This window comes from Allokutzneria multivorans, from assembly GCF_039537405.1.
Taxonomy (GTDB): Bacteria; Actinomycetota; Actinomycetes; order Mycobacteriales; family Pseudonocardiaceae; genus Allokutzneria; species Allokutzneria multivorans.
On the sequence record NZ_BAABAL010000009.1, the window covers coordinates 325,526 to 346,850 of the forward strand.

The 21,325-nt window shown below is 69.8% G+C and carries 24 protein-coding genes; 9 read left to right on the top strand and 15 right to left on the bottom strand.

The window, feature by feature from the left end; genetic code table 11:
• Window positions 1-43 precede the first annotated feature (43 nt).
• Together ABD798_RS16485 and ABD798_RS16490 are read left to right on the top strand one after the other, a co-directional pair.
• On the top strand, window positions 44-217 hold the full coding sequence (locus ABD798_RS16485; protein ID WP_344875603.1) for a hypothetical protein: 174 nt from the start codon (window positions 44-46) through the stop codon (window positions 215-217).
• A 59-nt stretch (window positions 218-276) separates the two neighbouring features.
• Window positions 277-1,620 (top strand): serine hydrolase domain-containing protein, encoded by a 1,344-nt coding sequence (locus tag ABD798_RS16490; protein ID WP_344875605.1) that lies wholly within the window; start codon window positions 277-279, stop codon window positions 1,618-1,620.
• A gap of 109 nt (window positions 1,621-1,729) precedes the next feature.
• Here ABD798_RS16490 and ABD798_RS16495 read toward each other — a convergent pair whose 3' ends face one another.
• The 6 genes from ABD798_RS16495 to ABD798_RS16520 form a co-directional block, all read right to left on the bottom strand.
• On the bottom strand, window positions 1,730-2,038 hold the full coding sequence (locus ABD798_RS16495; RefSeq protein ID WP_344875607.1) for a hypothetical protein: 309 nt from the start codon (window positions 2,036-2,038) through the stop codon (window positions 1,730-1,732).
• Window positions 2,039-2,145: 107 nt separating this feature from the next.
• Entirely contained in the window at window positions 2,146-2,517 is a 372-nt protein-coding gene (locus ABD798_RS16500; protein WP_344875609.1) for a hypothetical protein, read from the bottom strand.
• The gene (locus tag ABD798_RS16505) at window positions 2,514-3,593 is read right to left on the bottom strand and encodes a molybdopterin-dependent oxidoreductase (RefSeq protein ID WP_344875611.1); all 1,080 of its coding nucleotides are present in this window, start codon (window positions 3,591-3,593) and stop codon (window positions 2,514-2,516) included. The genes ABD798_RS16500 and ABD798_RS16505 overlap by 4 nt, the downstream gene beginning before the upstream one ends.
• Complete coding sequence (locus ABD798_RS16510; protein ID WP_344875613.1) at window positions 3,590-4,192, bottom strand: class I SAM-dependent methyltransferase; 603 nt, start codon at window positions 4,190-4,192, stop codon at window positions 3,590-3,592. The genes ABD798_RS16505 and ABD798_RS16510 overlap by 4 nt, the downstream gene beginning before the upstream one ends.
• Window positions 4,189-4,836 (bottom strand): TIGR04282 family arsenosugar biosynthesis glycosyltransferase, encoded by a 648-nt coding sequence (locus ABD798_RS16515; protein ID WP_344875615.1) that lies wholly within the window; start codon window positions 4,834-4,836, stop codon window positions 4,189-4,191. Before ABD798_RS16515 ends, ABD798_RS16510 begins: the two co-directional genes overlap by 4 nt.
• The gene (locus ABD798_RS16520) at window positions 4,833-5,477 is read right to left on the bottom strand and encodes a glycosyltransferase family 2 protein (protein ID WP_344875785.1); all 645 of its coding nucleotides are present in this window, start codon (window positions 5,475-5,477) and stop codon (window positions 4,833-4,835) included. Before ABD798_RS16520 ends, ABD798_RS16515 begins: the two co-directional genes overlap by 4 nt.
• 151 nt (window positions 5,478-5,628) lie before the next feature.
• Here ABD798_RS16520 and ABD798_RS16525 point away from each other — a divergent pair, with 151 nt between their 5' ends.
• Window positions 5,629-6,903 carry a hypothetical protein gene (locus ABD798_RS16525; protein WP_344875617.1) on the top strand — a complete coding sequence of 425 codons (1,275 nt, stop codon included), beginning with the start codon at window positions 5,629-5,631 and terminating at the stop codon, window positions 6,901-6,903.
• Between the two features lie 3 nt (window positions 6,904-6,906).
• Window positions 6,907-7,932, top strand: coding sequence for a sensor histidine kinase (locus tag ABD798_RS16530; RefSeq protein WP_344875619.1), 1,026 nt, complete (start codon window positions 6,907-6,909; stop codon window positions 7,930-7,932).
• Window positions 7,933-8,098: 166 nt separating this feature from the next.
• Here ABD798_RS16530 and ABD798_RS16535 read toward each other — a convergent pair whose 3' ends face one another.
• From ABD798_RS16535 to ABD798_RS16550, 4 genes are all read right to left on the bottom strand, one after another.
• A complete protein-coding gene (locus tag ABD798_RS16535; protein ID WP_344875621.1) occupies window positions 8,099-9,142 on the bottom strand; it encodes an NAD-dependent epimerase/dehydratase family protein in 1,044 nt (347 codons plus the stop codon).
• A gap of 70 nt (window positions 9,143-9,212) precedes the next feature.
• Window positions 9,213-9,452, bottom strand: coding sequence for a glutaredoxin domain-containing protein (locus tag ABD798_RS16540; RefSeq protein ID WP_344875623.1), 240 nt, complete (start codon window positions 9,450-9,452; stop codon window positions 9,213-9,215).
• Window positions 9,449-10,093, bottom strand: a complete 645-nt coding sequence (locus tag ABD798_RS16545; RefSeq protein WP_344875625.1) for an anti-sigma factor family protein — start codon at window positions 10,091-10,093, stop codon at window positions 9,449-9,451. Before ABD798_RS16545 ends, ABD798_RS16540 begins: the two co-directional genes overlap by 4 nt.
• Window positions 10,090-10,653 carry a sigma-70 family RNA polymerase sigma factor gene (locus ABD798_RS16550; protein ID WP_371503595.1) on the bottom strand — a complete coding sequence of 188 codons (564 nt, stop codon included), beginning with the start codon at window positions 10,651-10,653 and terminating at the stop codon, window positions 10,090-10,092. Before ABD798_RS16550 ends, ABD798_RS16545 begins: the two co-directional genes overlap by 4 nt.
• Window positions 10,654-10,774: 121 nt before the next feature.
• On the opposite strand from ABD798_RS16550, the gene ABD798_RS16555 reads away from it, so the two are divergent.
• Entirely contained in the window at window positions 10,775-11,821 is a 1,047-nt protein-coding gene (locus ABD798_RS16555) for an LCP family protein (RefSeq protein WP_344875628.1), read from the top strand.
• Window positions 11,822-11,867: 46 nt separating this feature from the next.
• Here ABD798_RS16555 and ABD798_RS16560 read toward each other — a convergent pair whose 3' ends face one another.
• From ABD798_RS16560 to ABD798_RS16570, 3 genes are all read right to left on the bottom strand, one after another.
• Window positions 11,868-12,137 (bottom strand): GlsB/YeaQ/YmgE family stress response membrane protein, encoded by a 270-nt coding sequence (locus ABD798_RS16560; RefSeq protein ID WP_344875630.1) that lies wholly within the window; start codon window positions 12,135-12,137, stop codon window positions 11,868-11,870.
• Between the two features lie 84 nt (window positions 12,138-12,221).
• The gene (locus tag ABD798_RS16565; protein ID WP_344875632.1) at window positions 12,222-12,812 is read right to left on the bottom strand and encodes a TetR/AcrR family transcriptional regulator; all 591 of its coding nucleotides are present in this window, start codon (window positions 12,810-12,812) and stop codon (window positions 12,222-12,224) included.
• 44 nt (window positions 12,813-12,856) lie between these two features.
• Entirely contained in the window at window positions 12,857-13,231 is a 375-nt protein-coding gene (locus ABD798_RS16570) for a VOC family protein (protein WP_344875634.1), read from the bottom strand.
• Between the two features lie 68 nt (window positions 13,232-13,299).
• Between ABD798_RS16570 and ABD798_RS16575 the strand changes: the two genes are divergently transcribed.
• Window positions 13,300-14,859 carry a cation:proton antiporter gene (locus ABD798_RS16575; RefSeq protein WP_344875636.1) on the top strand — a complete coding sequence of 520 codons (1,560 nt, stop codon included), beginning with the start codon at window positions 13,300-13,302 and terminating at the stop codon, window positions 14,857-14,859.
• A gap of 391 nt (window positions 14,860-15,250) precedes the next feature.
• On the opposite strand, the gene ABD798_RS16580 is transcribed toward ABD798_RS16575, so the two are convergent.
• Window positions 15,251-16,390: an NAD(P)/FAD-dependent oxidoreductase gene (locus tag ABD798_RS16580; RefSeq protein ID WP_344875638.1), complete on the bottom strand. Its 1,140-nt coding sequence runs from the start codon at window positions 16,388-16,390 to the stop codon at window positions 15,251-15,253.
• A complete protein-coding gene (locus ABD798_RS16585) occupies window positions 16,387-16,701 on the bottom strand; it encodes a bifunctional 3-phenylpropionate/cinnamic acid dioxygenase ferredoxin subunit (protein ID WP_344875640.1) in 315 nt (104 codons plus the stop codon). The genes ABD798_RS16580 and ABD798_RS16585 overlap by 4 nt, the downstream gene beginning before the upstream one ends.
• Window positions 16,702-16,841: 140 nt before the next feature.
• On the opposite strand from ABD798_RS16585, the gene ABD798_RS16590 reads away from it, so the two are divergent.
• The 3 genes from ABD798_RS16590 (at window position 16,842) to ABD798_RS16600 (ending at window position 21,316) form a co-directional block, all read left to right on the top strand.
• Window positions 16,842-17,624, top strand: a complete 783-nt coding sequence (locus ABD798_RS16590) for an IclR family transcriptional regulator (RefSeq protein ID WP_344875642.1) — start codon at window positions 16,842-16,844, stop codon at window positions 17,622-17,624.
• A 195-nt stretch (window positions 17,625-17,819) separates the two neighbouring features.
• Complete coding sequence (locus ABD798_RS16595) at window positions 17,820-18,905, top strand: S-(hydroxymethyl)mycothiol dehydrogenase (RefSeq protein WP_344875644.1); 1,086 nt, start codon at window positions 17,820-17,822, stop codon at window positions 18,903-18,905.
• Window positions 18,905-21,316, top strand: a complete 2,412-nt coding sequence (locus ABD798_RS16600) for a GcvT family protein (RefSeq protein ID WP_344875646.1) — start codon at window positions 18,905-18,907, stop codon at window positions 21,314-21,316. Before ABD798_RS16595 ends, ABD798_RS16600 begins: the two co-directional genes overlap by 1 nt.
• Window positions 21,317-21,325 lie beyond the last annotated feature (9 nt).

Consider the following 21,325-nt stretch of genomic DNA (forward strand, 5'->3'; position numbering starts at 1 on the left):
CGGGTGGTGCCGGGCGGCCCCGGGAGTTCCTAGCTTTGCCGCCATGAACATCACCGAGAAGCGATCAGGGCAAGCCCTGCTGCTGTTGACCATCCTGTTCGGCGCCACGGTCGGAGTGCTCGGAATGCTCGACTCCGCCGCCACGGGCGTCGTCGCGATCATCGGAGCGATCGTGCTCGGCGGGCTCTGGACGATCCGCGGCATCCTTTCGAGCTAGCCGAAGGGCAGAACGGCTGGGTGGTCTACGGTCGCGATGTGGACCGCCAGGGGGGAACTGTGAGCCGAGCGCGCGCAACGGCCGAGTGGATCACTGAGGTGCTGCCTCAGCTCGTCGAGCGGCACGACGTGGTCGGCGCCCAGGTCGCGGTGCTGGTGGATGATCGGGTCGTCGACGCCGCAGCGGGCGTGCTCAACGCGGCGACCGGCGTTCCGGTCACCACCGAGGCGCTGTTCCAGATCGGCTCGATCACCAAGGTGTGGACGGCGACGCTGGTGCAGGAGCTGGTCAACGAAGGACTGGTCGATCTCGACCTGCCGATCCGCCACTACCTCACTGATTTCCGGCTCGCGGACCACGTCGCCGGTGAGACCGTGACCACCCGGCACCTGCTCTGCCACACCGGTGGATTCGAAGGTGACCTGTTCACCGACACCGGAAACAACGACGACGCTGTGGAGAAGTACGTTTCCACACTCGCCGACGCCCGCCAGTTGTTCCCGCCAGGCGAACGATTCTCCTACTGCAACAGCGGTTACGTCGTGCTCGGCCGCCTGGTCGAGTTGCTGCGGGGGCAGACGTTCAACTCGGTGCTGCGCGACCGGCTGATCACGCCGTTGGGACTGTCCGATGTCGCGACGTCGGTTGGCGAAGCGATTGTGCGACTACCTGCGGTTGGCCACTTCCGGGCCTCGCCGGGGGGCCGGAACGAGCCGGTGCGGACGTGGTCGCTGACGGCCTCGAACGCCCCGGCGGGCGCCCTGCTGACGATGAGCGCACGCGAGCTGCTCGGATTCGTGAAAATGCACTTGGCGCGCCGCGACTTCGACGCGATGCGGCATCCCCACGTCGCGGTTCCCGACTTGGGGCTGTTCAAGGGGCATTGGGGTCTGGGGTGGGCTTTGCCTGACTACGGCGGTCCCCTGGTAATCGGGCACACAGGGCGGACGGCAGGTCAGCGCGCGTTTCTCCGCGTTGTTCCCGAAGCTGGGGTCGCGGTGGCGATGCTCAGCAACGGCGGGGATGTGTTCCCCGTGTTCGAAAAGGTGTTCGGCCACCTGTTGCGCGAGTTGGCCGGAGTGGTTCAGCCAGCCCTGCCCGTTCCGCCAGCGAATCCGCTGCGCGTGGATGCCGACCGGATCACCGGGACGTACCGATCCGCCCTCGCCGACAACGTCGTGCACGTCGACGAGGCCGGACGCGCGTGGCTGCGCATCGTGATGCACACCGGTCAGTCGACACCACCGGAACCGCTGGAAGTGGTCGCGCTCGGTGAGAACGCCGTGATCACGGTGGTGCCGGACGAGGGAGCGCACACGGTGATCGGCCTTGTTGACGACGCCGCCACCGGCCGCGTCCAATTCCTGCACACGAGTCGCCTGATTCCGCGTCTGCACCCGTGAGGGCGCTCGGTTCGCGTGAGTGTGGGCGGCGCCGGTCGTCCACTGTTCCAACGCCGCCCTGAACGCCGTCCGGGCAGCCTCAGAACTCAGCCGACATTTCCTTGTTCCATCACGGTTCGTACCGGAACGCCGCCTTCGCCCTTCCCGCACACACCGCTTTCGCGGCCTTGTCCGATGCCTGGACCATCGACGGCTCAGCCGTGTACTCGGTCCACTCCTTCGCCTTCTCGCCTGCCACGGACAACGGTCCGACCGCGTTCTCCGCGTGCAGGCGTGCCACCCCGTCCGCGCCGGTCTTGGCCGTACCGAGGTAACGGCTTCCACCCCCGCCGGACGGCCAACCGATCTCGAACACCACATCGACACCCGGCGAGGCGCGCCCGCCGATGGTGACCGTCGCGGCGAGGTCGAGGTGCACGATCTGCCTCCCGCCGCCCTGCACCGCAACGGGTTCGACCGCGATCCGTGCATCGCAGCCGGACGCGCATCCCGGCACGGAGATCGCGGCCGGACCGGAGTTCGGAGCTACTTGTTCCGTCCGACCACGACGACCACGAGCCACACCACGCCGAGCGCGGCGAGCAAGCCCAAGCCGTAGTCGCGGTCGTGCAGCCCGGGATTGCTCGGCGCGTTCGGTGCCCACAGCAACGGCAGCGCGATCAGCCCGAGCACGCCGCTCGTGGCGAGCCCCGCCGCGATCAGGTCCGCCCAGCGCGGCGGGCACGCGTGGTAGACGAGCAGGCCGACACCGCCGACGATCGGCGCCACCAGCACGTCGTGCACGAGCGGCCCACTGGCCAGCCAGACGACGAACGACCAGCTGATCAGCGGGAGCGCGAGCCAGGCTCCCCACAGTCCACATGCGACACCCACGGCGCCGATCACCCAGCGCGTCATGACATCACCTTCACCTGCGAGACCCACTTCGTTTGCAGCACACCGGGACGGCTCGGCGCGATCAACCGGCACGGGTAGCCGTGGTCGATGTCCAGCTCTTCACCGTTGAGCCGCAACGCCAGCAGCGTCAGCTCGTCCGCCGCGTGATTGGGCGGCAGCACGCTCGACCGGTACTTGCCCGCGCGCTCCAGTGACTCAACGACCACAGTGGACATTGGGTCGGCCCCTGCTGATCGCAGCAGGTCAGCGACGCGGACGCCGGTCCAGCGAGCCGAGGCGCTCCAGCCTTCGACGCAGGCGATCGGCAGCTCGGCCTCGACCTGCGGCATGGCTTGCAGCTGCGCCAGCGTGAAGCTCCGCAAGCGTGGGCCGATCACCTCAAGCGTCCACTGTGGATCGACGCGGGTGACTCCGGCGGCGCGTGCGGTGCGGTTGACGGGAATGCCCTGGGGACCGTTGCTGGAGCGCCACGCGAGCACTGAGACGTCGCGCAGCCACGGCACGGTGGAGCCCGCCGTCGCGAGCACGGCCGTTCCGGTCACTGCACCCGTGGTGAACAGGAAGTTCCGGCGGGACATCCCTGGCGCGGGCTCATCGCTCACGGGCGTCTTCAGGGCTCGTTTGATCACCGGCAGCTTCACCGCGATGTGCACGAGCAAGGCGCCGACCGCGACCCAAGCCACCGCGTAGTGGGCTGTGGGGAAGAAGAACGACCACGGGTAGTTCTGCGCGACGTTGAACAGCCCCGTGATCAGCTCGAAGAACGCGGCGCAGACCAGCACCAGGATCGAGCCGCGCTCCAGGATGTGCGCGCGGCCGAAGAGCTTCGGGTAGACGCTCCACAGTTTGGCCAGCAGCAACGGGATCGCGGCGATACCGGAGATCACGTGCACGCCCTGGGTGATCCGGTAGAGGCTGACCGGGCGCGTCGGCCAGGTGAACCACCCCGGCGGGTTCTGGATGCCGTGGCTGAGCAGGCCGGTGATGAAGCACAGTCCGAACGTGATGCCGAGCCACAGGCCGATCCGCGCCGCCACGCGCTCGTCGTGCACCCGTGACCGGAAGCGCGGCTTCACGGCTTTTCCAGTTCTGCGAACCAACGCCCGGAGTGTTCAGTGATCCTTTGTGTGAGCAGTCCGGCGACGGCCGCGACCGTGCCGATCGACTCCGCGCCCACCCACGCCCAGTCGAACCACGGCCCCTCGGCCATCCTCGCCCGTTCACGGCGCACGCCTCCGCCGGGAGGGTCCACTTCGACGACCGCGCGTCCGCTTGCCGAGAGCAATTCACCGACGCGGCTCAGCAACGCGACGGGATTGCCGCCGATGCCGACGTTGCCGTCCGCGAGCAGCGCGTGCCGCCATCGTCCTTCGCCGGGAATCTGGTCGAACACGTTGCGGCGCAGAGCCAGCCCGCCGCGTCGGGTGGTCAGGCGCACGGCGACGGAGGAGATGTCCACGCCCAGGGCGGGGATTCCGCGTGCCGCGAGCGCCACGGTCAGCCTGCCGGGGCCGCAACCGATGTCGAGGCTCGGGCCTTCGCACCCGGCGAGCATCACCTCGTCGGCCGCGTCCGCCTCCGCCGTCCAGCGGTCCGGGTGCAGCTGCCTGCGCTCTCCGGTCGCGGTGTGCAGCCAGCTCGGTGTGCCGAGGAGCGCTTCGTCGAAGACCGTCATCTCAGCGCTCCCACCGCTTGGGCGAACCGGCCGTGCGGCGTCGCGTCGGCAACCGCGAGCGCGTCGGACATGGTGTCCACATCGGACAGAACCGGGAGTGATGCCACGTCGAGGCCCTTGTCCCACAGCGCCTTCATGGTGAGAACGCCGGTGTCGTACTGCGACATGGGCACCGCGCGCAGCACTTCCGCGTGGTTCGGGTCGCGCAGGCCGAGCGCCCACCAGCCGCCGTCGTGCGCGCGTCCGATCGTCGCGTCCCACTCCGGAAAGCAATCGGCCAGCAAGGACGGTGTGACCTGCGGCGTGTCCATGCCGATCTGCACGACGGGCTGCCCGGGCGCGCGCCGCGCGATCTCCGCGTGCGCGTTGGCGAGTCTGTCCGAAAAGGACGCTCCGCGTTGCTCGAAGACCTCGCAGAGCGCAAGGAGTTCTGCGATTTCCTTGCTGCGGCGAGCTTTGCGGAGATCGCCGGTGAACGTGACGTACGGCGTCGTGTTGGGCGTGCGCAAGACAGCGTCCACTGTGTCCAGAAGCGCGGCGGCTGCGATCTCGGCGGCCTGCTCCGGCGTCGCGGGCGGGCACAGCCGCGTCTTCGCCAAGCCCGGCACGGGTGCCTTCGCCACGATGAGAATCGCGCCCTTCACCGGAGCACCCCCGCCATGTCGCGCACCGCGCGGAGAGTTCCCTTGACGGAGCCGGAAACCTTGGACCGCGTCCCCGCCGTGCGCGGCCGGTACGCGACGTCGAACTCCGCTATGCGCCAGTTCGCCGCGCCCGCGCGCAACAGCAGCTCCAACGGGTAGCCGAAGCGGCGGTCGCGAACGTTCAACGCCAGCAAGGCGTCGCGATGTGCGACCCGGATCGGGCCGATGTCCCTGACGGGCAAGCCTTTGCGGCGCAGAAGTGCTGCCAGCACCGCGTTGCCCACGCGGGCGTGCCACGGCCACGCGCCGCGTTCAGCGGGAACTCGGCGCCCCACCGCGAGGTCGGCACGGCCGCTGACCACGGCTTCGACGAGCTTGGACAGCTCTCCCGCGTCGAGCGAGCCGTCCGCGTCCAGCACACACACGATCGGCGACCGGCTCGCGACCACGCCCGCGTGCACGGCGGCTCCGTAGCCGGGGCGGGGTTCGTGCACGACCTTCGCGCCGTGCGCCCGAGCGACCTGGGGGGAGCCGTCGCTCGAACCGTTGTCCACCACAATCGCGCGGTAGCCGGAGGGCAGCGCCGCGAGCACAGCCGGCAGCGCCGCCGCTTCGTCCAAGCACGGGAACACCACGTCGATCTCATCCACAGCTCGGAAGCTATGGTCGTTGAACTCGCTCTGGAACCCTTGCGGTGCTTAACAAATCATGACGTCGTGCAGGTTCTTACGGAAGTCTGACGAATCGCGGTCGGTGGCTGTTGTCGGCGTGCGTCGGCTCTAGTCTGCGGGTATGACGACGCGTCGCGCCGACCTCGTCGCCGGGGGAGTCGCGGTAGTCCTGCTCGCCGTCGCGGTCGTGGTCGGCTACCACCTGAACTCCGTCGGCGCCCCGATCTTCGCCCGCGCAGCACCGGTTTTCGGCACGTGGGCTCCGCACATCGGCCCGGGAACGCCCTTCGCGGTGCTGATCGCGATCGCCGTGTGCGCGTGGGGGCCCGGCCTCGCTGAGCGGCTGCCGTGGCGACGCGCGCTGGCGTCCGGCTACCTGGCCGCGCTGGCCTGGACCTTCGCTCTGGCGATGATCGACGGGTGGCAAGCAGGGTTCGCCGACAAGCTCGCCAGCCGCGATGAGTACCTGCACGAGGTCCCCGGCATCACCGACATCCCGGCGATGCTGCGCGGCTTCGCGGCCAGAATCCTTGACTACCAGCCAGATTCGTGGACGACTCATGTGTCGGGTCATCCACCGGGCGCGACGCTGGTCTTCGTGTGGTTGGACCGCATCGGGCTCGGCGGCGGAGCTTGGGCGGGTGCTGTGTGCGTCGCGGTCGGGGCTGCTGTGGTGGTCGCGGTCCCGGTGACGCTGCGCGCGCTCGGCGCCCCGGACGCCGCTCGTGCCGTACTGCCGTTTCTAGTGCTGTTTCCGGGCGCGGTGTGGGTCGGCGCGTCGGCGGACGGGCTCTTCGCGGGGGTGACGGCCTCCGGGATCGCGTTGGTGGCGTTCGGTCGTCGCTGGTCGTGGTTGGCCGGGGGAGCGTTGCTCGGCTTCGGCGTCTACCTCTCCTACGGGCTGGTGTTGTTGGGGCCCTTGGCTTTGGTGGTCGCTCTGATGAGCGGTCGATGGCGTGCTCTCGGGTGGGCGGTGCTCGGCGCGCTGGGCGTCGTCGCGGCGTTCACCCTCGCTGGGTTCTGGTGGCTGGACGGCTACCATCTAGTGATCGATCGGTACTACCAAGGCATCGGGCTCTACCGGCCGTACTCGTACTGGGTGTGGGCCAATCTCGCCTGCTTGGTGCTGGCCGCCGGGCCTGCCGTCGCGCCGGGTCTGCGCAGGCTGAGGGGCAACCGGCTGCTGCTCCTGGTGGTCGGGGCCGCCGTGCTCGCCGTGCTGGCCGCCACCCTTTCGGGGCTCAGCAAGGCCGAAGTGGAGCGCATCTGGCTACCGTTCGCGGTCTGGCTGCTGCCCGCGACGGCCCTGCTCCCCGAGCGGGACCGCCGCGGATGGCTCGCCGTCCAAGCGGTGACCGCGCTCGCCGTGAACCATCTCCTGCTCACGAACTGGTGACCTGTGGACGAGATCCTGGCCCACCTCGCGCACATCGCGCCGTACGCGGTGGGGTTGTCGCTGCCGGTGTTCCTGCTCGGCGCGTGGCTGCTGCACGCGCTGCGCCACCGCTCGCTGACCACCTCGATGACCGTGCTCATCCTGATCCCGCTGGTCGCGACGTTCGCGGGCGCGGTCGGCATCAGCGGCTTCATGTTCACCCCGACGCTGACGATCACGCTGCTCGTGTGCCTGCTCGTCGCGGCGGTGACCGTGCCGACCGGCGTGCTGCTCGGCAGGGGCATCGCCAAGCGCACCGTGTGGGAGCGCGAGGCCCGCGCCCGCGAGCGCGCCGCCGAGGCGTCCCGGCGTGAGCTCGTCGCGTGGATCAGCCACGACCTGCGCACCCCGCTCGCCGGGATTCGCGCGATGGCCGAGGCGCTCTCCGACGGCGTTGTCGCCGCGCCCGTCGAGGTCCGCGACTACGGCGGGCGCATCGGCGGGGAGGCCATGCGGCTCAACGCGATGGTGGAGGACCTCTTCGAGCTGTCGAAGATCACCGCCGGGGCGCTGAAGCTCACCATGGCGCCCGTCGCGCTCCGCGAGGTGATCGACGAGGCCGTCAGCGCGTCCGACCCCGCCGCCTCGCGGAAAGGCGTGCGCCTGGTGACCGAGCCCGGCGCTTCGCCCGTCGTCCAGGGCAGCACTCCAGAGCTTTCGCGCGTGCTGCGCAACCTGCTCGCCAACGCGATCCGGCACACGCCGCCCTCCGGCTCGGTCGTCGTGCGCGCCGGGCAGGACGAGCGCGAGGCGTGGCTGTCGGTCGACGACTGCTGCGGAGGAATCCCCGACGCTGAGCTGTCCCGCGTCTTCGAGGTCGCTTTCCGTGGCACCCCCGCCCGCACTCCCGACCACGGCCACCAGCCTGCTGGAGCGGGCTTGGGCCTGGCCATCGCGCGCGGATTGGTGGAGGCCCACCGAGGCCGCATCGACGCCCGCAACCACGGCCCCGGCTGCCGCTTCGAACTCCGCATCCCGCTCCCCGCGTAGCCCTGCGCCCGGTTGTGGCGCGAGGTTTGTGGTGGTTGAAGACGTCCGCGAGGGGGGTTTGCCGTACTTGAAGACTGGTGAACTTCGGCGCGGGTGGGGTTGAGCAGTCTTCAAGACCCGCAAACCCCCGCTCAGGAGGTCTTTAAGCCACGCAAACCCGGCGCGGTCAGGGGCGGAGGGGCGCGGTGGCGAAGGAGTGGACGCCGGTGGTGAAGGCGGTGCGGGCGCGGTAGCCGAGCACGCGCGCGGCCTTGGCGGGGTCGGCCACCACGTGCCGCACGTCGCCGGGACGCGCGCCGCCGATGATCTCCGGCATGGGACCGCCGTGGGCGCGCGCCAACTCCGTGGCCAGCTCGCCGACGGTGTGCGGCTCGCCGGAGCACACGTTCACCGCCTCAAGCGCGCCAGCGGGCGGAGCGGCTTCGAGAGCGAGCACGTTCGCCAGGGCCACGTCGCTCACGTGCACGAAGTCGCGGCGCTGCAAGCCGTCCTCCATCAATCGAGGAGCTTCCCCTCGCTCAAGGGACGACCGGAACATCGACGCCACGCCTGCGTACGGAGTGTTCCTGGGCATGCGCGGGCCGTAGACGTTGTGGTAGCGCAAGGCCCACACGCCGCCGCCGGTCTGCCGAGCCCACGCGGACGCGAGGTGCTCCTGGGCCAACTTCGTCGCCGCGTAAGTACTTCGCGGGTCGAGCGGAGCGTCTTCGGCGATCAGCTCGGAGTGCAGCGCGCCACCGCACTCCGGGCACGGCGGCTCGAACAGGCCCGCCGAGATGTCGGAGAAGCGACGCGGAGCGGGGCGAACCACGCCGTGTGAAGGGCACCGGTAGCGGCCCTCGCCGTACACCACCATGGACGACGCGAGCACGAGCCGCTTCACGCCCGCGCGGTGCATCTCGGCGAGCAGCACGGCGGTGCCGAAGTCGTTGTGCAGCGCGTAGTCCGGGGCATCGGTCGGATCAACGCCGTGGCCGACCATCGCGGCCTGGTGGCACACGGCGTCCACAGTGGACAGAAGTCGGGCGAGGAGATCGGTGTCGCGGATGTCGCCGCGCTCAAGCCATTCGCCGCGAGTCCACGGGGGAACGCAGTTGTGGGCAGCCGGGAGGAACACGTCCAGCAGGACGGGCTCATGTCCTTGCGCCGCAAGGGCGTCGGCGATGTGGGAGCCGATGAAACCGGCCCCGCCGGTCACGAGTACGCGCACACCGCCGACGCTAGGACCTCACGGAGGGCTTGTCGCCCCGCCGGGACCCGCCGTCACAGAACCGTCAGATTTACGAGTTCGCCGCGGCGAGCACCTGCGCGACGGACGGGTTGACCAACGACTTGTCGCCGACGAACACCGTGGGCACGACCTCGTTGCCGTTGGCGACCGAGCGCACGCGCGCCGCCGCCTCGGGGTCCTCCCAGATGTTGACCTCCTGAACGGTCAGGTCGGTCTTGGCCAGCCCGGACCGCAGCGCCGAGCAGAAACCGCAGCCGGGCCGCCAGTAGAACTCCACGATCGCACTCATGGCTCCAGTATGACGAGGTCCCTGCCGTCGGAGGTGCGCACCACGTACCGCGCGATGTCGGAGCGCTGCAACGCGACCATGCCGTTGGCCACCAGCGGTTTCGGCTGGCTGGGCACGCCGTAGCCGTAGGGCGGGACCGTCCAGTCCATCATCGTGCGGGTCTCGCCGGACTTGGTCACCGCGTACAACCCGCACGACAGCGGGCCGGTCACCCCGCCCAGCTCCAGGTGCACGCCTGTGCCCCACGGCACACCGTCGACGGTGAGGTTGGCCCACACCTCGCCCTTGCGCGCGCTCAACGCAGAGGTGGTCGTGTACTCCGACCACTGATCGGAGCTGAGCACGCTCCACGTCACCAGCGGCCCGGCCACGATCAGCACGACCGCGGCCGCCGCGGCGACGAGCCAGGTGCGCTTGCGCTTGCGCCGCTCCCGGCCGACCCGGTCCAGCAAGCCGGTCAGCACGTTGTCCTTCGGGATGCTCACCTGGTCTAGCAGGTCCGGCAGAGCGGCGAAGGACTTCAGCTCGCTCTGGCACTCGGCGCAGTCCATCAGGTGCGACTCGAACGCCTCGGACTCCGTCTCGGAGAGCGCGCCCAGGACGTAGGCGCCCAGGTCGGTGTGTTCCACCAGCGGCCTCATTGGGTGACTCCTCGGTCGTCGAGGGCTCGACGGAGCGCGCGCAGGGCGTAGAAGACCCGCGACTTCACCGTCCCCGCCGGGATTCCGAGGAGTTCGGCTGCCTCGTTGACGCTACGGCCCTGCAAGTGGGTGTGCACCAGCACGTCCCGGTGTTCCTGGCTGAGCGCCGACATGGCCTCCTCGACGACCATCGCGGCCAGCGACGCCTCGGTCCGGTCGGGCACCTGGACCCGGTCCAGCGGCGCGGGGTCGACCTCCTGCGGTCGAGCGCCCCGGCTGCGCCGCGCGTCGATCACGATCCGCCTGGCGACCGTGAACAACCACGCCCGCAACAGGTCCGGATCTCGCTCCAGCCGCTCCGCGTGCTTCCACGCGCGCACGAGCGTCTCCTGGACGACGTCCTCGGCCCAGTGCCGGTCCCCGCCGGTCAGCCGCAGGGCATGACCGAGCAGTTGCCCGCCGAAGCGCTGGTAGAGGGTGGTGACCAGCTCGGTGTCGGCGGCGGGCGGCACGGTGTGACGGCCGGACCGTGCCCGGCCTGCTCGGGTGAACCGGCTCAGCGCCATTCGGACATTCTTGACCGTTGTGCCCCGGAAGGTCTAACCCGGCCGTGCCGTTTTCCTGAACCCGCTGCGCCCGGCCGGATCTGCGTATCGTTGGCCGCGTGCGAATGGACGGAACATGAACGCCCCTTACGGTCGCCCCGCGCACAACCAGGGCGGCTACTACGACGATCGGAGGCAGGCCCCCGTGCAGCGCCCCCGTCGTCGCAAGGTGCGGATCGGCCGGATCGTGCTGGTCGTGCTGCTGGTGCTCGTGGTGGGACTCGTGAGCACGTGGATCTACGTCGACACCACGCTCAACCGGACGACGGCGCTGCCCGAGTACTCGGGGCGGCCCGCCGAGACACCCGGGACCACGTGGCTCGTCGTCGGTTCGGACAGCCGCGAGGGGCTGTCGGAGGAGGACCGCGAAGAGCTGGCCACAGGCGGTGCCGCCGGTAAGCGCACGGACACGATGATGTTGGTGCACCTGCCGTCCAGCTCCGCCAAGCCGACGCTGATCAGCCTGCCGCGCGACTCCTACGTCTCGATCCCCGGCAAGCGCAAGCAGAAGCTCAACGCCGCGTTCGCCATGGGCGGCCCGCAGCTGCTCGTGCGCACCATCGAGGGCGAGACCGGGCTGCGCATCGACCGCTACGCCGAGATCGGCTTCGGCGGGTTCGTCGGCATCGTGGACTCCCTCGGCGGCGTGGACATGTGCATCGACAAGGCGATGAACGACCCCAAGGCCGGGCTCGACCTCCAGCCGGGCTGCCAGGAGCTGACCGGAGCGCAGGCGCTGGGCTACGTCCGCACGAGGGCCTCCGCCCGCGCCGACCTCGACCGCGTCGAACGGCAGCGCGCGTTCATGTCGGCGGTCATGGACAAGGCCACCGGCCTGGGCACCGTGCTCAACCCGTTCCGGGTGTTCCCGCTGCTCACGGACGTGCCGAAGGCGATGATCGTCAACGACGACGACCACCTGCACAACCTCGCCGGGCTGGCGTGGGGGCTGCGCGGGGCGGGCACCGGGTCCGTGGTGACCACGACCGTGCCGATCGCCCGCACCGGCAACGTCCCCGGGGTCGGCTCCACCGTCCAGTGGGACAAGACCAAGGCGGGCCAGCTCTTCGACGCGCTCAAACGCGACGTCGACGTGCCGTCCTCGGTGATCGTCACCGGCTGACACGCGAAAAAGGGAGCCCCCGGGGCTCCCTTTTTCGTTGTCTCGATCAGGCGGGCTGGCGGTTCTTGGAGCCCGCCACGGTGATGACACCGACGGCGGCGATGCAGACCTGGACCGCGAGCTCGGCCAGGAACGGCAGTGTGAAGAAGAACCAGCCGAAGACGGTCGCGAGCGCGGTGCCGAGCAGAGCGGCGACGACACCGACCACGATGGTGGTCAGCGCCGAGACCTTCTGCTCGCCAGGAACGATCAACCGGCCGAGCGCGCCGACGATGGCGCCGACCAGGATGGCACTGAAGAACCCGGTGATGGCCACGAGTGTGTCCTCTCCTCTCCGCCGAAGCCGGCGGCTTGCTGATGACACAACTCTGGCCGCGCGGGCGCTCGCGCGAATCCGGTCTCAGCCCTGAACTTGCCGCCCGGGGTCCCCTAGGGGCGCGATGCCCCCGCGCAGCGTCAGCATCACCGCGCGCACCGCCTCGGCCCGGGCCAGCGTGCCCTCCAGAGCGGCCACCCACGCGGCGTTGACCAGCGCGTCCGTCACCTGGAGCAGCCACTCCACCGGCAGGTCGTCGCGGAGAACGCCCTCGTCCTGCCCGCGCCGCAGCAGCTCGACGAACGGGCTGAGCGCGGCGTTGTCCTCGCTGGTGAGCTTGGTGTCGCTGTCCAGCTCGTGCTCGTGCAGCAGGAAGTAGTAGCGCTCGCCCATCGCCACGAAGTCGTGCACGACCCGCTCGATCGCGCTCCACGTCGAGCCCTGGTCCAGGTCCGCGCGCGCCAGCACCTCGCCGGTCTCGCGCACCACCTCGTAGGCCAGGCCCCGCACCAGCGCGGCGCGGTCGGGGAAGTAGCGGTGCAGCGTCGTGCGCCCCACCCCGGCCTCCCCCGCGACCACCGACAGCGACGCCGCGCGGTCCTTGGCGAAGACCTGGGCCGCCGCTTCGAGGATCGCTCGTCGGGTGCGGGCGCGGACGCCAGTCTCCTCAGGCACGGCGTGCACCTTACAGACCGCGCTGAACTGTCCGAAGTGGACGATCAGCCCGGCAGGTAGGTGCCGAAGGACCAGAGGTTGCCCTCCAGGTCGCGCGCGGTGTACTCCCGCGAGCCGTGATCGGTGTCGGCGAGGTCGCGCTCCACCGGGGCTCCTGCGGCGACGGCCTTGGCGAAGTGCGCGTCCGGATCGGCGACGGTGAGGTAGAGCCACGCCGCGCCGGTGCTGTTCCGGGTGTTCTCCTCGGAGGTGCCGATCATGATGATGTTGTCCGCCCAGCCCAGTTCCGCGTGCCGCACCACGCCGTCGGAGTCGGCGTAGACGGCGCGCTCGGTCAGGCCGAACGCGCTGACCAGCCAGGGAATGGCGGCTGCGGCGTCGCGGTAGCGCAGGCTGGGGAAGACCGACTGCGTAGTCATGCCTGCTGTCTACCTGCCACCACCGACACCCGCGAGCGGAACGGCCTTCCGGCGATTACGGTCCGGCTGTGGCGGAACTCATGGTGATCATCGGCTTGATGCTGGCGACCGTGCTGCTCGTCGGCGTCGGCGAGCGCGTCCGGCTGCCGTACCCGGTGCTGGTGACCTTGCTGGGCATCGCGGTCGCGCTCGTGCCGGGGCTTCCCGTGCTCGTCGTCCCGCCCGAGCTGATCCTGCCGTTGTTCCTGCCGCCGCTGCTGTACGCGACGGCGCAGCGCACGTCGTGGTCGATGTTCAAGGTGCGCTGGCGGAGCATCCTGTTGCTGGCGTTGGTGTTGGTGCTGATCACTGTCGCGGCCGTCGCGTTCACCGCGTGGATGCTGGTCCCCGGCATCACGTTCGCGGCCGCCGTGGCGCTCGGCGCTCTGGTGGCTCCGCCCGATCCCGTCGCGGCCGAGGCGGTCGCGGGTCCGTTGCGCATGCCGCGCCGCCTCGTCGCCGTGCTCCAGAGCGAAGGGTTGTTCAACGACGCCGTCGCGCTCGTGGTCTACCAGCTCGCGGTCGCGGCGGCGATCACCGGCTCGTACTCGCCGTGGACCGGGCTGCTGCGCTTCGCCTACTCCGCGCCCGCCGCCGTCGCGCTCGGGCTCGCGCTGGGGTGGTTGGCGCGGTGGACGTTGGCGCGCATCGGCGAGCCGACCGCGCGCAGCGGCTTGACCTTGGTGATCCCGTTCGCCGCCTATCTGCTCGCCGAGGAGCTGCACGCGTCCGGAGTGCTCGCGGTCGTCACGGTTGCGCTCTACATCGGGCACACCGTTGAGGAGTCCGACGTGCACGGGCGGCTCAGCGGCGGAGCGTTCTGGGAGGTCGTCGAGCTGCTCGTGACCGGCGTGGCGTTCGGGCTGATCGGCTTGGAGCTGCGCGAAGTCCTCGCCGCCAACGACGGACGGCTGTTGGAGATCGGCGGTCGCGCGGCGCTGGTCTGCGTCGTGGTGATCGTCGTGCGCACCGTGTGGCTGGGCATGGGCGCGTGGCTCATCGGCCGCTCCGGCGACCCCGAGCGCGCTCCGCGCAACTGGCGCGAAGGCCTCTTGCTGTCGTGGTGCGGCATGCGCGGGCTCGCCACTTTGGCGCTGGCTCTGGCGATCCCGCCGGAGTTCCCCGCGCGTTCCGAGCTGCTGCTGATCGCCTTCGCCGTGATCGTCGTGACCATGGTGCTGCCCGGCTTGACCCTGCCCGCGCTGGTGAAACTGCTTGGCGTGCAAGCCGAATCCGACGCCGAGCAGGCCGCCGACGAGGCCTTGGCCAAGCGCGCGTACAAGGCCGGGCTGCGGCGGCTCAAGGAGCTGGACGCCGTTCGGGACCTCCCCGAGGACATGATCGAGAAGATCCAGGCCAAGCAGAAGGGCCTGCTCGCGGCGCTGTACGCGGATCGTGAGCCGGAGAACCACGGCGAGGAGCAGGCGCAACGCATCCGCACCGTGCAGATGTTCCGCGAGATCCAGACCGAGGTCCTCGCCGCCGCCCGCCGCGAGATCGTCACCGCCCGCACCGAACCCGGAGCCGACCCCCAGGCCGTCGACCGCGTCCTCCGCCGACTCGACCTCCGCAGCGCCCAACTCCACTGACCCCCGCGCTCGCCCCAACGTCTCCACCCACCAACGCCGCCTTTGGTCCGTTGAAGTACCTGAATGACTCATTCGGTCCGCTCAACCACATGAACGAGTCATTGGCGCGCGTGGTGGAAAGCCCTGAACGACCCGTTTGGCGCGCTGGGGCCCTGAACGACCCGTTTGGCGCGCTCAACGCACTGAACGGGTCGTTTGGTGCGTGAGGTGGTACCTGAAGGACCCGTTCAGGGCGTTTGCGAACGGCTCAGGTGGTGTGTGGTGGTGCGCTCCGCGGAGGTTGTGGTGGGGAAGGAGGTTGTGGTGGGGAAGCGAACGGCCTGTTTGACGCGTTGAGGGCGCTGAACGGGTCGTTTGGTGCGCTCAACGCACTGAAGGGGTCGTTCAGGGCTTAAACGGCGCGGGGGAGAGTGCGGCGGAGGCGGGTGAAGGTCTTGGTGTGGTTGAAGGCGAGGACGCCGACGTCGGAGTTCTCGCGGCGCCAAACGGCTACGAAGGAGCGGTCCTCGATGCTGCCCTCGACGACCTCGACCTTGTCGGAGGGGAGCACGCGCCCGGCGAACTGGATGCGGACGCCGTACTGGTCGGACCAGAAGTAGGGGGTTTCGGCGCACGACTCGACGAGCGAGTCGGCGAGGAGGTTGCGGACGGCGACGCGGGGTTGGCGCGTGGCGTTGGTCCAGTGCTCGACGCGGTGCCCGCCGACGGAAGCGACATCGCCGACAGCGACCACGTTGGCCAGGCCGGCGCGGCAGCCGGGGTCGCAGACGACGCCGTTGCCCAGTGGCACCCCGGAGCCTTGCAGCCACGAGGTCGTGGGGATGACGCCGACGCCGATGACGACCACGTCGGCCTCGACGGCGCTGCCGTCGCTGAGCAGCACCTCGCGGACGCGGTGATCCCCGCTGAGCCCGACGACGCCGGTGCCGCACAGCAAGCGGACGCCGTGGTCGGTGTGCAGCGAAGCGCACGCGGACGCCATCTCATCGCCCAAGCCGGGCAAGGGTTTCGGAGCGGCTTCGAGGACCGTGACGTTCAGGCCGCGCGCGGCGCACGTCGAAGCGACCTCGGCGCCGATGAAGCCCGCGCCGACGACAACGACCCGCTCGGCGCGATCAAGGTCGGCACGGAGTGCGAGCGCGTCGTCGATCGTGCGGAGGGTGTGCACGCCATTGAGGTTTCCTTGCCCAGCAAGCATTCTCGGCCGAGCACCGGTGGCGATCACCACGCCGTCGGTGCGCACGGTGCCGTTGTCGAGCACGACTTCGCCCGCCGCGAGGTCGAGCCCGCTCGCGTGCACGCCGAGCAGCCACTCCGCCTCCAGCGCGCACCGCTCGGCGGCGTCGGTCAGCGCGAGGTCGGCCTCCTCGGCCCGCCCGAGCAGGAAGTCCTTGGACAGCGGCGGTCGGTCGTAGGGCTGGTGCGGCTCATCGCCGACGATCACCAGGCGCCCGTCGAAACCCTGGGCGCGCAGTTCCCTCGCGGCGGAGAGACCGGCGAGCGACGCGCCGACCACGGTGATCGTTTTCAAGCCACGTCCTGCGCGGCCCGGTGCAACCAGATGACACCGTCGACAACACTCACTTGGTGGGTCCGCACGGGCCGCTTCGCAGGTAGACAGGTGGGCAGCCCGGTGCGCAGGTCGAAGGAGGCGGCGTGCAGCGGGCACTCCACGAAGCAGCCCTCCAGCCAGCCCTCTGACAGCGACGCGTCCTGGTGCGAGCACGTGTCGTCGATCGCGTAGATCACCCCGTCCGCGTTGAACACCGCGACGGGAACGGGACCGTCGACGCGGATCGACTCGCCGGGCGGCAGCTGGGAGAGGTCGCAGACGCGCAACATCGGCACTCCTTGTTGCGAATGATGTTGTTGCGGATGATGAGATCTAATGTGCTCTGCGCAACAGGGTGCGGCCGGAGCCGCCGACGCGTCAAGAGACCCGTCTGGAGCAGTGCTCCTCACGCACGGCTACGGTGGGCGGCATGGTCAACGGAGCCGGGACGGGCCGCAGCGGCGCGAACTCTGTGCAGTCCGTCGACCGGGCGGTCAGCGTCCTGGAGATCCTGGCCAAGCACGGCGAGGCCGGGGTCACCGAGGTGGCCGCCGAGCTGGGCGTGCACAAGTCGACCGCCTTCCGGCTGCTCGGCGTTCTGGAGCACCGGGGACTGGTTGAACAGGCCGTTGACCGGGGCAAGTACCGGCTCGGCGTCGGCATCGTCCGGCTGGCCGGGGCGACCGCGGCGCGGCTGGACCTCTCCCAGGAGACGCGGCCGGTGTGCGAGCAGCTCGCCGCCGAGCTCGGCGAGACCGTGAACGTCGCCATCGCCGATCACGACGCCGCGGTGAACGTTGCGCAGGTCCGCGGTTCCGCCGCCGTGACCAGCCACAACTGGGTCGGCAGGCGCACTCCGCTGCACGCGACCTCCAGCGGCAAGGTGCTGCTGGCCTTCCTCCCGCCGGAGCAGCTGCGCGTCGCGCTCTCCCGCCCGCTGGCCAGGTTCACCGACAACACCGTGACCTCGACGAAGTCGCTGCGCGAGCAGCTCGTGCGCGTCCGCGACACCGGCTGCGCCTTCTCCGTCGAGGAGCTGGAGATCGGTCTGAACGCGGCCGCCGCCCCGGTTCGCTCGTACGACGGGACGGTCGTCGGCGCGATCAGCGTGTCCGGCCCCGCCTACCGGCTGACCGCGCAGCGTCTGGCCGAGGTCACCGAGCAGGTCGTGCGGGCGGGCGTCGAGGCGTCGCGCCGAATGGGCTTCAACTGACGCTGCTCCAAGCGCATTAAGGCGAACGCGCGGGGCTTGACACTGCCCTGAGCGCGCCCTCATGGTGTCTCCAATTCCACAACACCGTGCGCCATGCGCAACAACTCTCCTTACCTCAATCGCGCACGCGTGCGCGCGATGCCCGCTTCGCTCGTGCTTCAAACCTCGGAAATCCGCACGGATCGGAGACAGCCAGTGCCGCAGGAGGTTCGCGCCGTCGTGGCGCGTGAGCGCAACGCGCCGGTCGAGGTCGAGACGATCATCGTTCCGGACCCCGGCCCAGGTGAGGCGGTGGTGCAGGTGCTGGCCTGCGGGGTCTGCCACACCGACCTGCACTACCGGCAGGGCGGGATCAACGACGAGTTCCCGTTCCTGCTCGGCCACGAGGCGGCCGGGCTGGTCGAGTCGGTCGGCCCGGACGTCACCGATCTGAAGCCCGGCGACTACGTGGTGATCGCGTGGCGCGCGCCGTGCGGAGGCTGCCGCTCCTGCCGGCGCGGACGGCCCTGGTACTGCTTCGACAGCCGCAACGCCGCGCAGCCGATGACGCTGCTCGACGGCACGCCGCTGAGCCCGGCGCTGGGCATCGGCGCCTTCGCGGAGAAGACCCTCGTCCACAGTGGACAGTGCGTGAAGGTGGACCCGGCCGCCAGGCCCGAAGCCGCGGGGCTGATCGGCTGCGGCGTCATGGCGGGGTTCGGCGCCGCGGTCAACACCGGCGCGGTCGGCATGGGGGACACGGTCGCGGTGATCGGCTGCGGTGGGGTCGGCAACGCCGCCATCGCCGGAGCCTCGGTCGCCGGAGCGCGGCTGATCGCCGCCGTGGACATCGACGGCGCGAAGCTCGACGCCGCAACGCGTTTCGGTGCGACGCACACGATCAACTCGCGCGACGCCGACCCGGTCGCGGCGGTGCGCGAGCTGACCGGCGGCAACGGCGCGGACGTGGTGATCGAGGCCGTCGGCATCGCCGAGACCTACCGGCAGGCGTTCTACATGCGTGATCACGCGGGCACTGTCGTCCAGGTCGGTGTGCCCACGCCGGAGCTGAAGATCGAGCTGCCGCTGATCGACCTGTTCTCGCGCGGCGGGGCGCTGAAGTCCAGTTGGTACGGGGACTGCTTGCCCAGCAGGGACTTCCCGCTGCTGGTGGACCTCTACCTCAGCGGCAAGCTCGACCTCGACGGCTTCGTCACCGAGACGATCGGGCTGGACGAGGTGGAGGACGCCTTCGAGCGGATGCACTCCGGCAAGGTCCTGCGCTCGGTGGTGGTCTTCTGATGTCCGCCAAGGTGCCCGGCAAGGTGATCATCGTCGGCGCGGGCATCGTCGGCTGTTCGCTCGCCGACGAGCTGACCGCGCGCGGCTGGACCGACGTGACCGTGCTCGACCAGGGGCCGCTGTTCGCCACGGGCGGCTCCAGCTCGCACGCGCCCGGCCTGGTGTTCCAGACCAACCCGTCCAAGACCATGACGGCCTTCGCCGCGTACACCGTGCAGAAGTTCGCGGGGCTGGACGGTGCCTTCAACCAGGTCGGCGGGCTCGAAGTCGCCACGACGCCGGAGCGCTTGGCGGAGCTGGAGAGGCGACACGGCTTCGCCAGCGCGTGGGGCGTGCGTGGAGAGCTGCTGAGCCCGCAGGAGTGCGTCGAGCTGTGGCCCTTGCTGGACAAGGACATGGTGCTCGGCGGCTTCCACACGCCGGACGACGGCCTGGCCAAGGCCGTGCGTGCTGGGGAAGTCCAGGCGCAGCGGGCGATGGCGCGCGGAGCCGTGTTCCACGGCAACCAACCGGTCGTCGAGATCTTGCAGGAGAACGGCCGCGTGGTCGGAGTCCGCACCGAGCACGACACGTTCGCGGCGGACGTCGTGGTGTCGGCGGCGGGTTTCTGGGGCCAGCGCATCGGGGCAATGGTTGGCATGACTGTGCCGCTGATTCCCCTTGCCCACCAATACGTCCGAACGAGTCGACTGTCCGAACTGGACGATTCGCGCGAAGCCGGTCGGCCGATTCTGCGGCACCAGGACCGCGATCTGTACTTCCGCGAGCACCACGACCGGCTCGGCATCGGGTCCTATGCGCACCGACCGATGCCGGTCGATCTCGACGATCTCCGCGACGACGGACCGATGCCGTCGATGTTGGAGTTCACCGAGTCCGACTTCGCCGAGCCCTGGCAGGACTGCCGGAACCTACTGCCCGCGCTGGGCGATGCGAAGGTGGAGGAGGGCTTCAACGGGATCTTCTCGTTCACCCCCGACGGCTTCCCGCTGCTCGGCGAATCCCTTGAGGTCAAGGGTTTCTGGCTGGCTGAGGCCGTTTGGGTGACGCACTCCGCCGGAGTGGCGCGGGCGGTCGCCGAATGGATCGTCGACGGGAAGTCCACTGTGGACGTTCATGAGTGCGACGTGCACCGCTTCGAGGACGTGCAGCTCGCGCCGGACTACATCGCCGAGCGCGGCTGTCAGAACTTCGTCGAGGTCTACGACATCCTGCACCCGTTGCAGCCCATGGAATCGCCGCGACCGCTGCGTGTGAGCCCGTTCTACGAGCGGCAGCGCGAACTCGGCGCGGTGTTCCTCGAAGCGGCTGGATGGGAACGCCCGCACTGGTTCGAGTCGAACGCGCACCTCGCCGCCGGGATCGATCTGCCGGAGCGCGACGCGTGGTCGGCGCGCTATTGGTCGCCGATCGCCGCTGCTGAGGCGAGGCACACCAGGGAGAAGGTCGCGCTGTACGACATGACTCCCTTGAAGCGCCTCGAAGTCGCCGGAACGGGCGCGTTGGACTTCCTCCAGCGCATGACCACCAACAACCTCGCGAAGAAACCAGGCGCGGTCACCTACACGCTGCTGCTCGACCACGCTGGCGGAGTGCGCAGCGACCTCACCGTGGCTCGGCTGGCCAAGGACCGCTTTCAGGTCGGCGCCAACGGAAACCTGGACCTCGACTGGCTGGCCCGCCACCTGCCGGACGACGGCTCGGTGCAGGTCCGCGACATCACGGCCGGGACGTGCTGCATCGGCGTGTGGGGCCGGCTCGCGCGCGACCTCGTTCAGCCGTTGACGCAGGAGGACTTCTCGCACAAGGGCTTCGGTTACTTCAAGGCGAAGCGTGCTTACCTCAGGAACATCCCGGTCACCGCGATGCGACTGTCCTATGTGGGCGAGCTCGGGTGGGAGCTGTACACCACCGCCGACCTCGGCCAGCGCCTGTGGGACGTGCTGTGGGAAGCCGGTCAAGAACACGATGTGATCGCCGCCGGACGCAGCGCCTTCAACAGCTTGCGGCTCGAAAAGGGCTACCGCGCTTGGGGAACTGACATGACGCCGGAGCACGATCCGTACTCGGCCGGGCTCGGTTTCGCGGTGCGGATGGACTCCGGCGACTTCCTGGGCAAGGACGCGTTGCGCGATGCGCCGGAGCAGCGGCTCGCGTGCTTGGCGCTGGACGCGCGCGACCACGTGGTGCTCGGCAAGGAACCCGTTTACAGCAAAGAAGAAGTCGTCGGCTACGTGACGAGTGCCGCGTACGGCTACACCATCGACAAGCCGATCGCGTACGCGTGGTTGCCGTCCGCGCTCGCCGAGCCCGGTACGCGCGTGGAGATTGGCTACTTCGGCAGCCGCTACCCCGCGACCGTGGCGGAGGAGCCCCTGTTCGACCCGGAGATGTCCCGCATCCGCCGCTGACCCGTCGGA

Coding starts and splice junctions, on each gene's coding strand:
- ABD798_RS16485 (WP_344875603.1), top strand. CDS start 44: ATGAACATCACCGAGAAGCGATCAGGGCAAGCCCTGCTGCTGTTGACC.
- ABD798_RS16525 (WP_344875617.1), top strand. CDS start 5,629: ATGACGACGCGTCGCGCCGACCTCGTCGCCGGGGGAGTCGCGGTAGTC.
- ABD798_RS16555 (WP_344875628.1), top strand. CDS start 10,775: ATGAACGCCCCTTACGGTCGCCCCGCGCACAACCAGGGCGGCTACTAC.
- ABD798_RS16600 (WP_344875646.1), top strand. CDS start 18,905: ATGTCCGCCAAGGTGCCCGGCAAGGTGATCATCGTCGGCGCGGGCATC.
- ABD798_RS16510 (WP_344875613.1), bottom strand. CDS start 4,192: ATGACGGTCTTCGACGAAGCGCTCCTCGGCACACCGAGCTGGCTGCAC.
- ABD798_RS16570 (WP_344875634.1), bottom strand. CDS start 13,231: ATGACTACGCAGTCGGTCTTCCCCAGCCTGCGCTACCGCGACGCCGCA.
- ABD798_RS16500 (WP_344875609.1), bottom strand. CDS start 2,517: ATGACGCGCTGGGTGATCGGCGCCGTGGGTGTCGCATGTGGACTGTGG.
- ABD798_RS16585 (WP_344875640.1), bottom strand. CDS start 16,701: ATGTTGCGCGTCTGCGACCTCTCCCAGCTGCCGCCCGGCGAGTCGATC.
- ABD798_RS16590 (WP_344875642.1), top strand. CDS start 16,842: ATGGTCAACGGAGCCGGGACGGGCCGCAGCGGCGCGAACTCTGTGCAG.
- ABD798_RS16540 (WP_344875623.1), bottom strand. CDS start 9,452: ATGAGTGCGATCGTGGAGTTCTACTGGCGGCCCGGCTGCGGTTTCTGC.
- ABD798_RS16545 (WP_344875625.1), bottom strand. CDS start 10,093: ATGAGGCCGCTGGTGGAACACACCGACCTGGGCGCCTACGTCCTGGGC.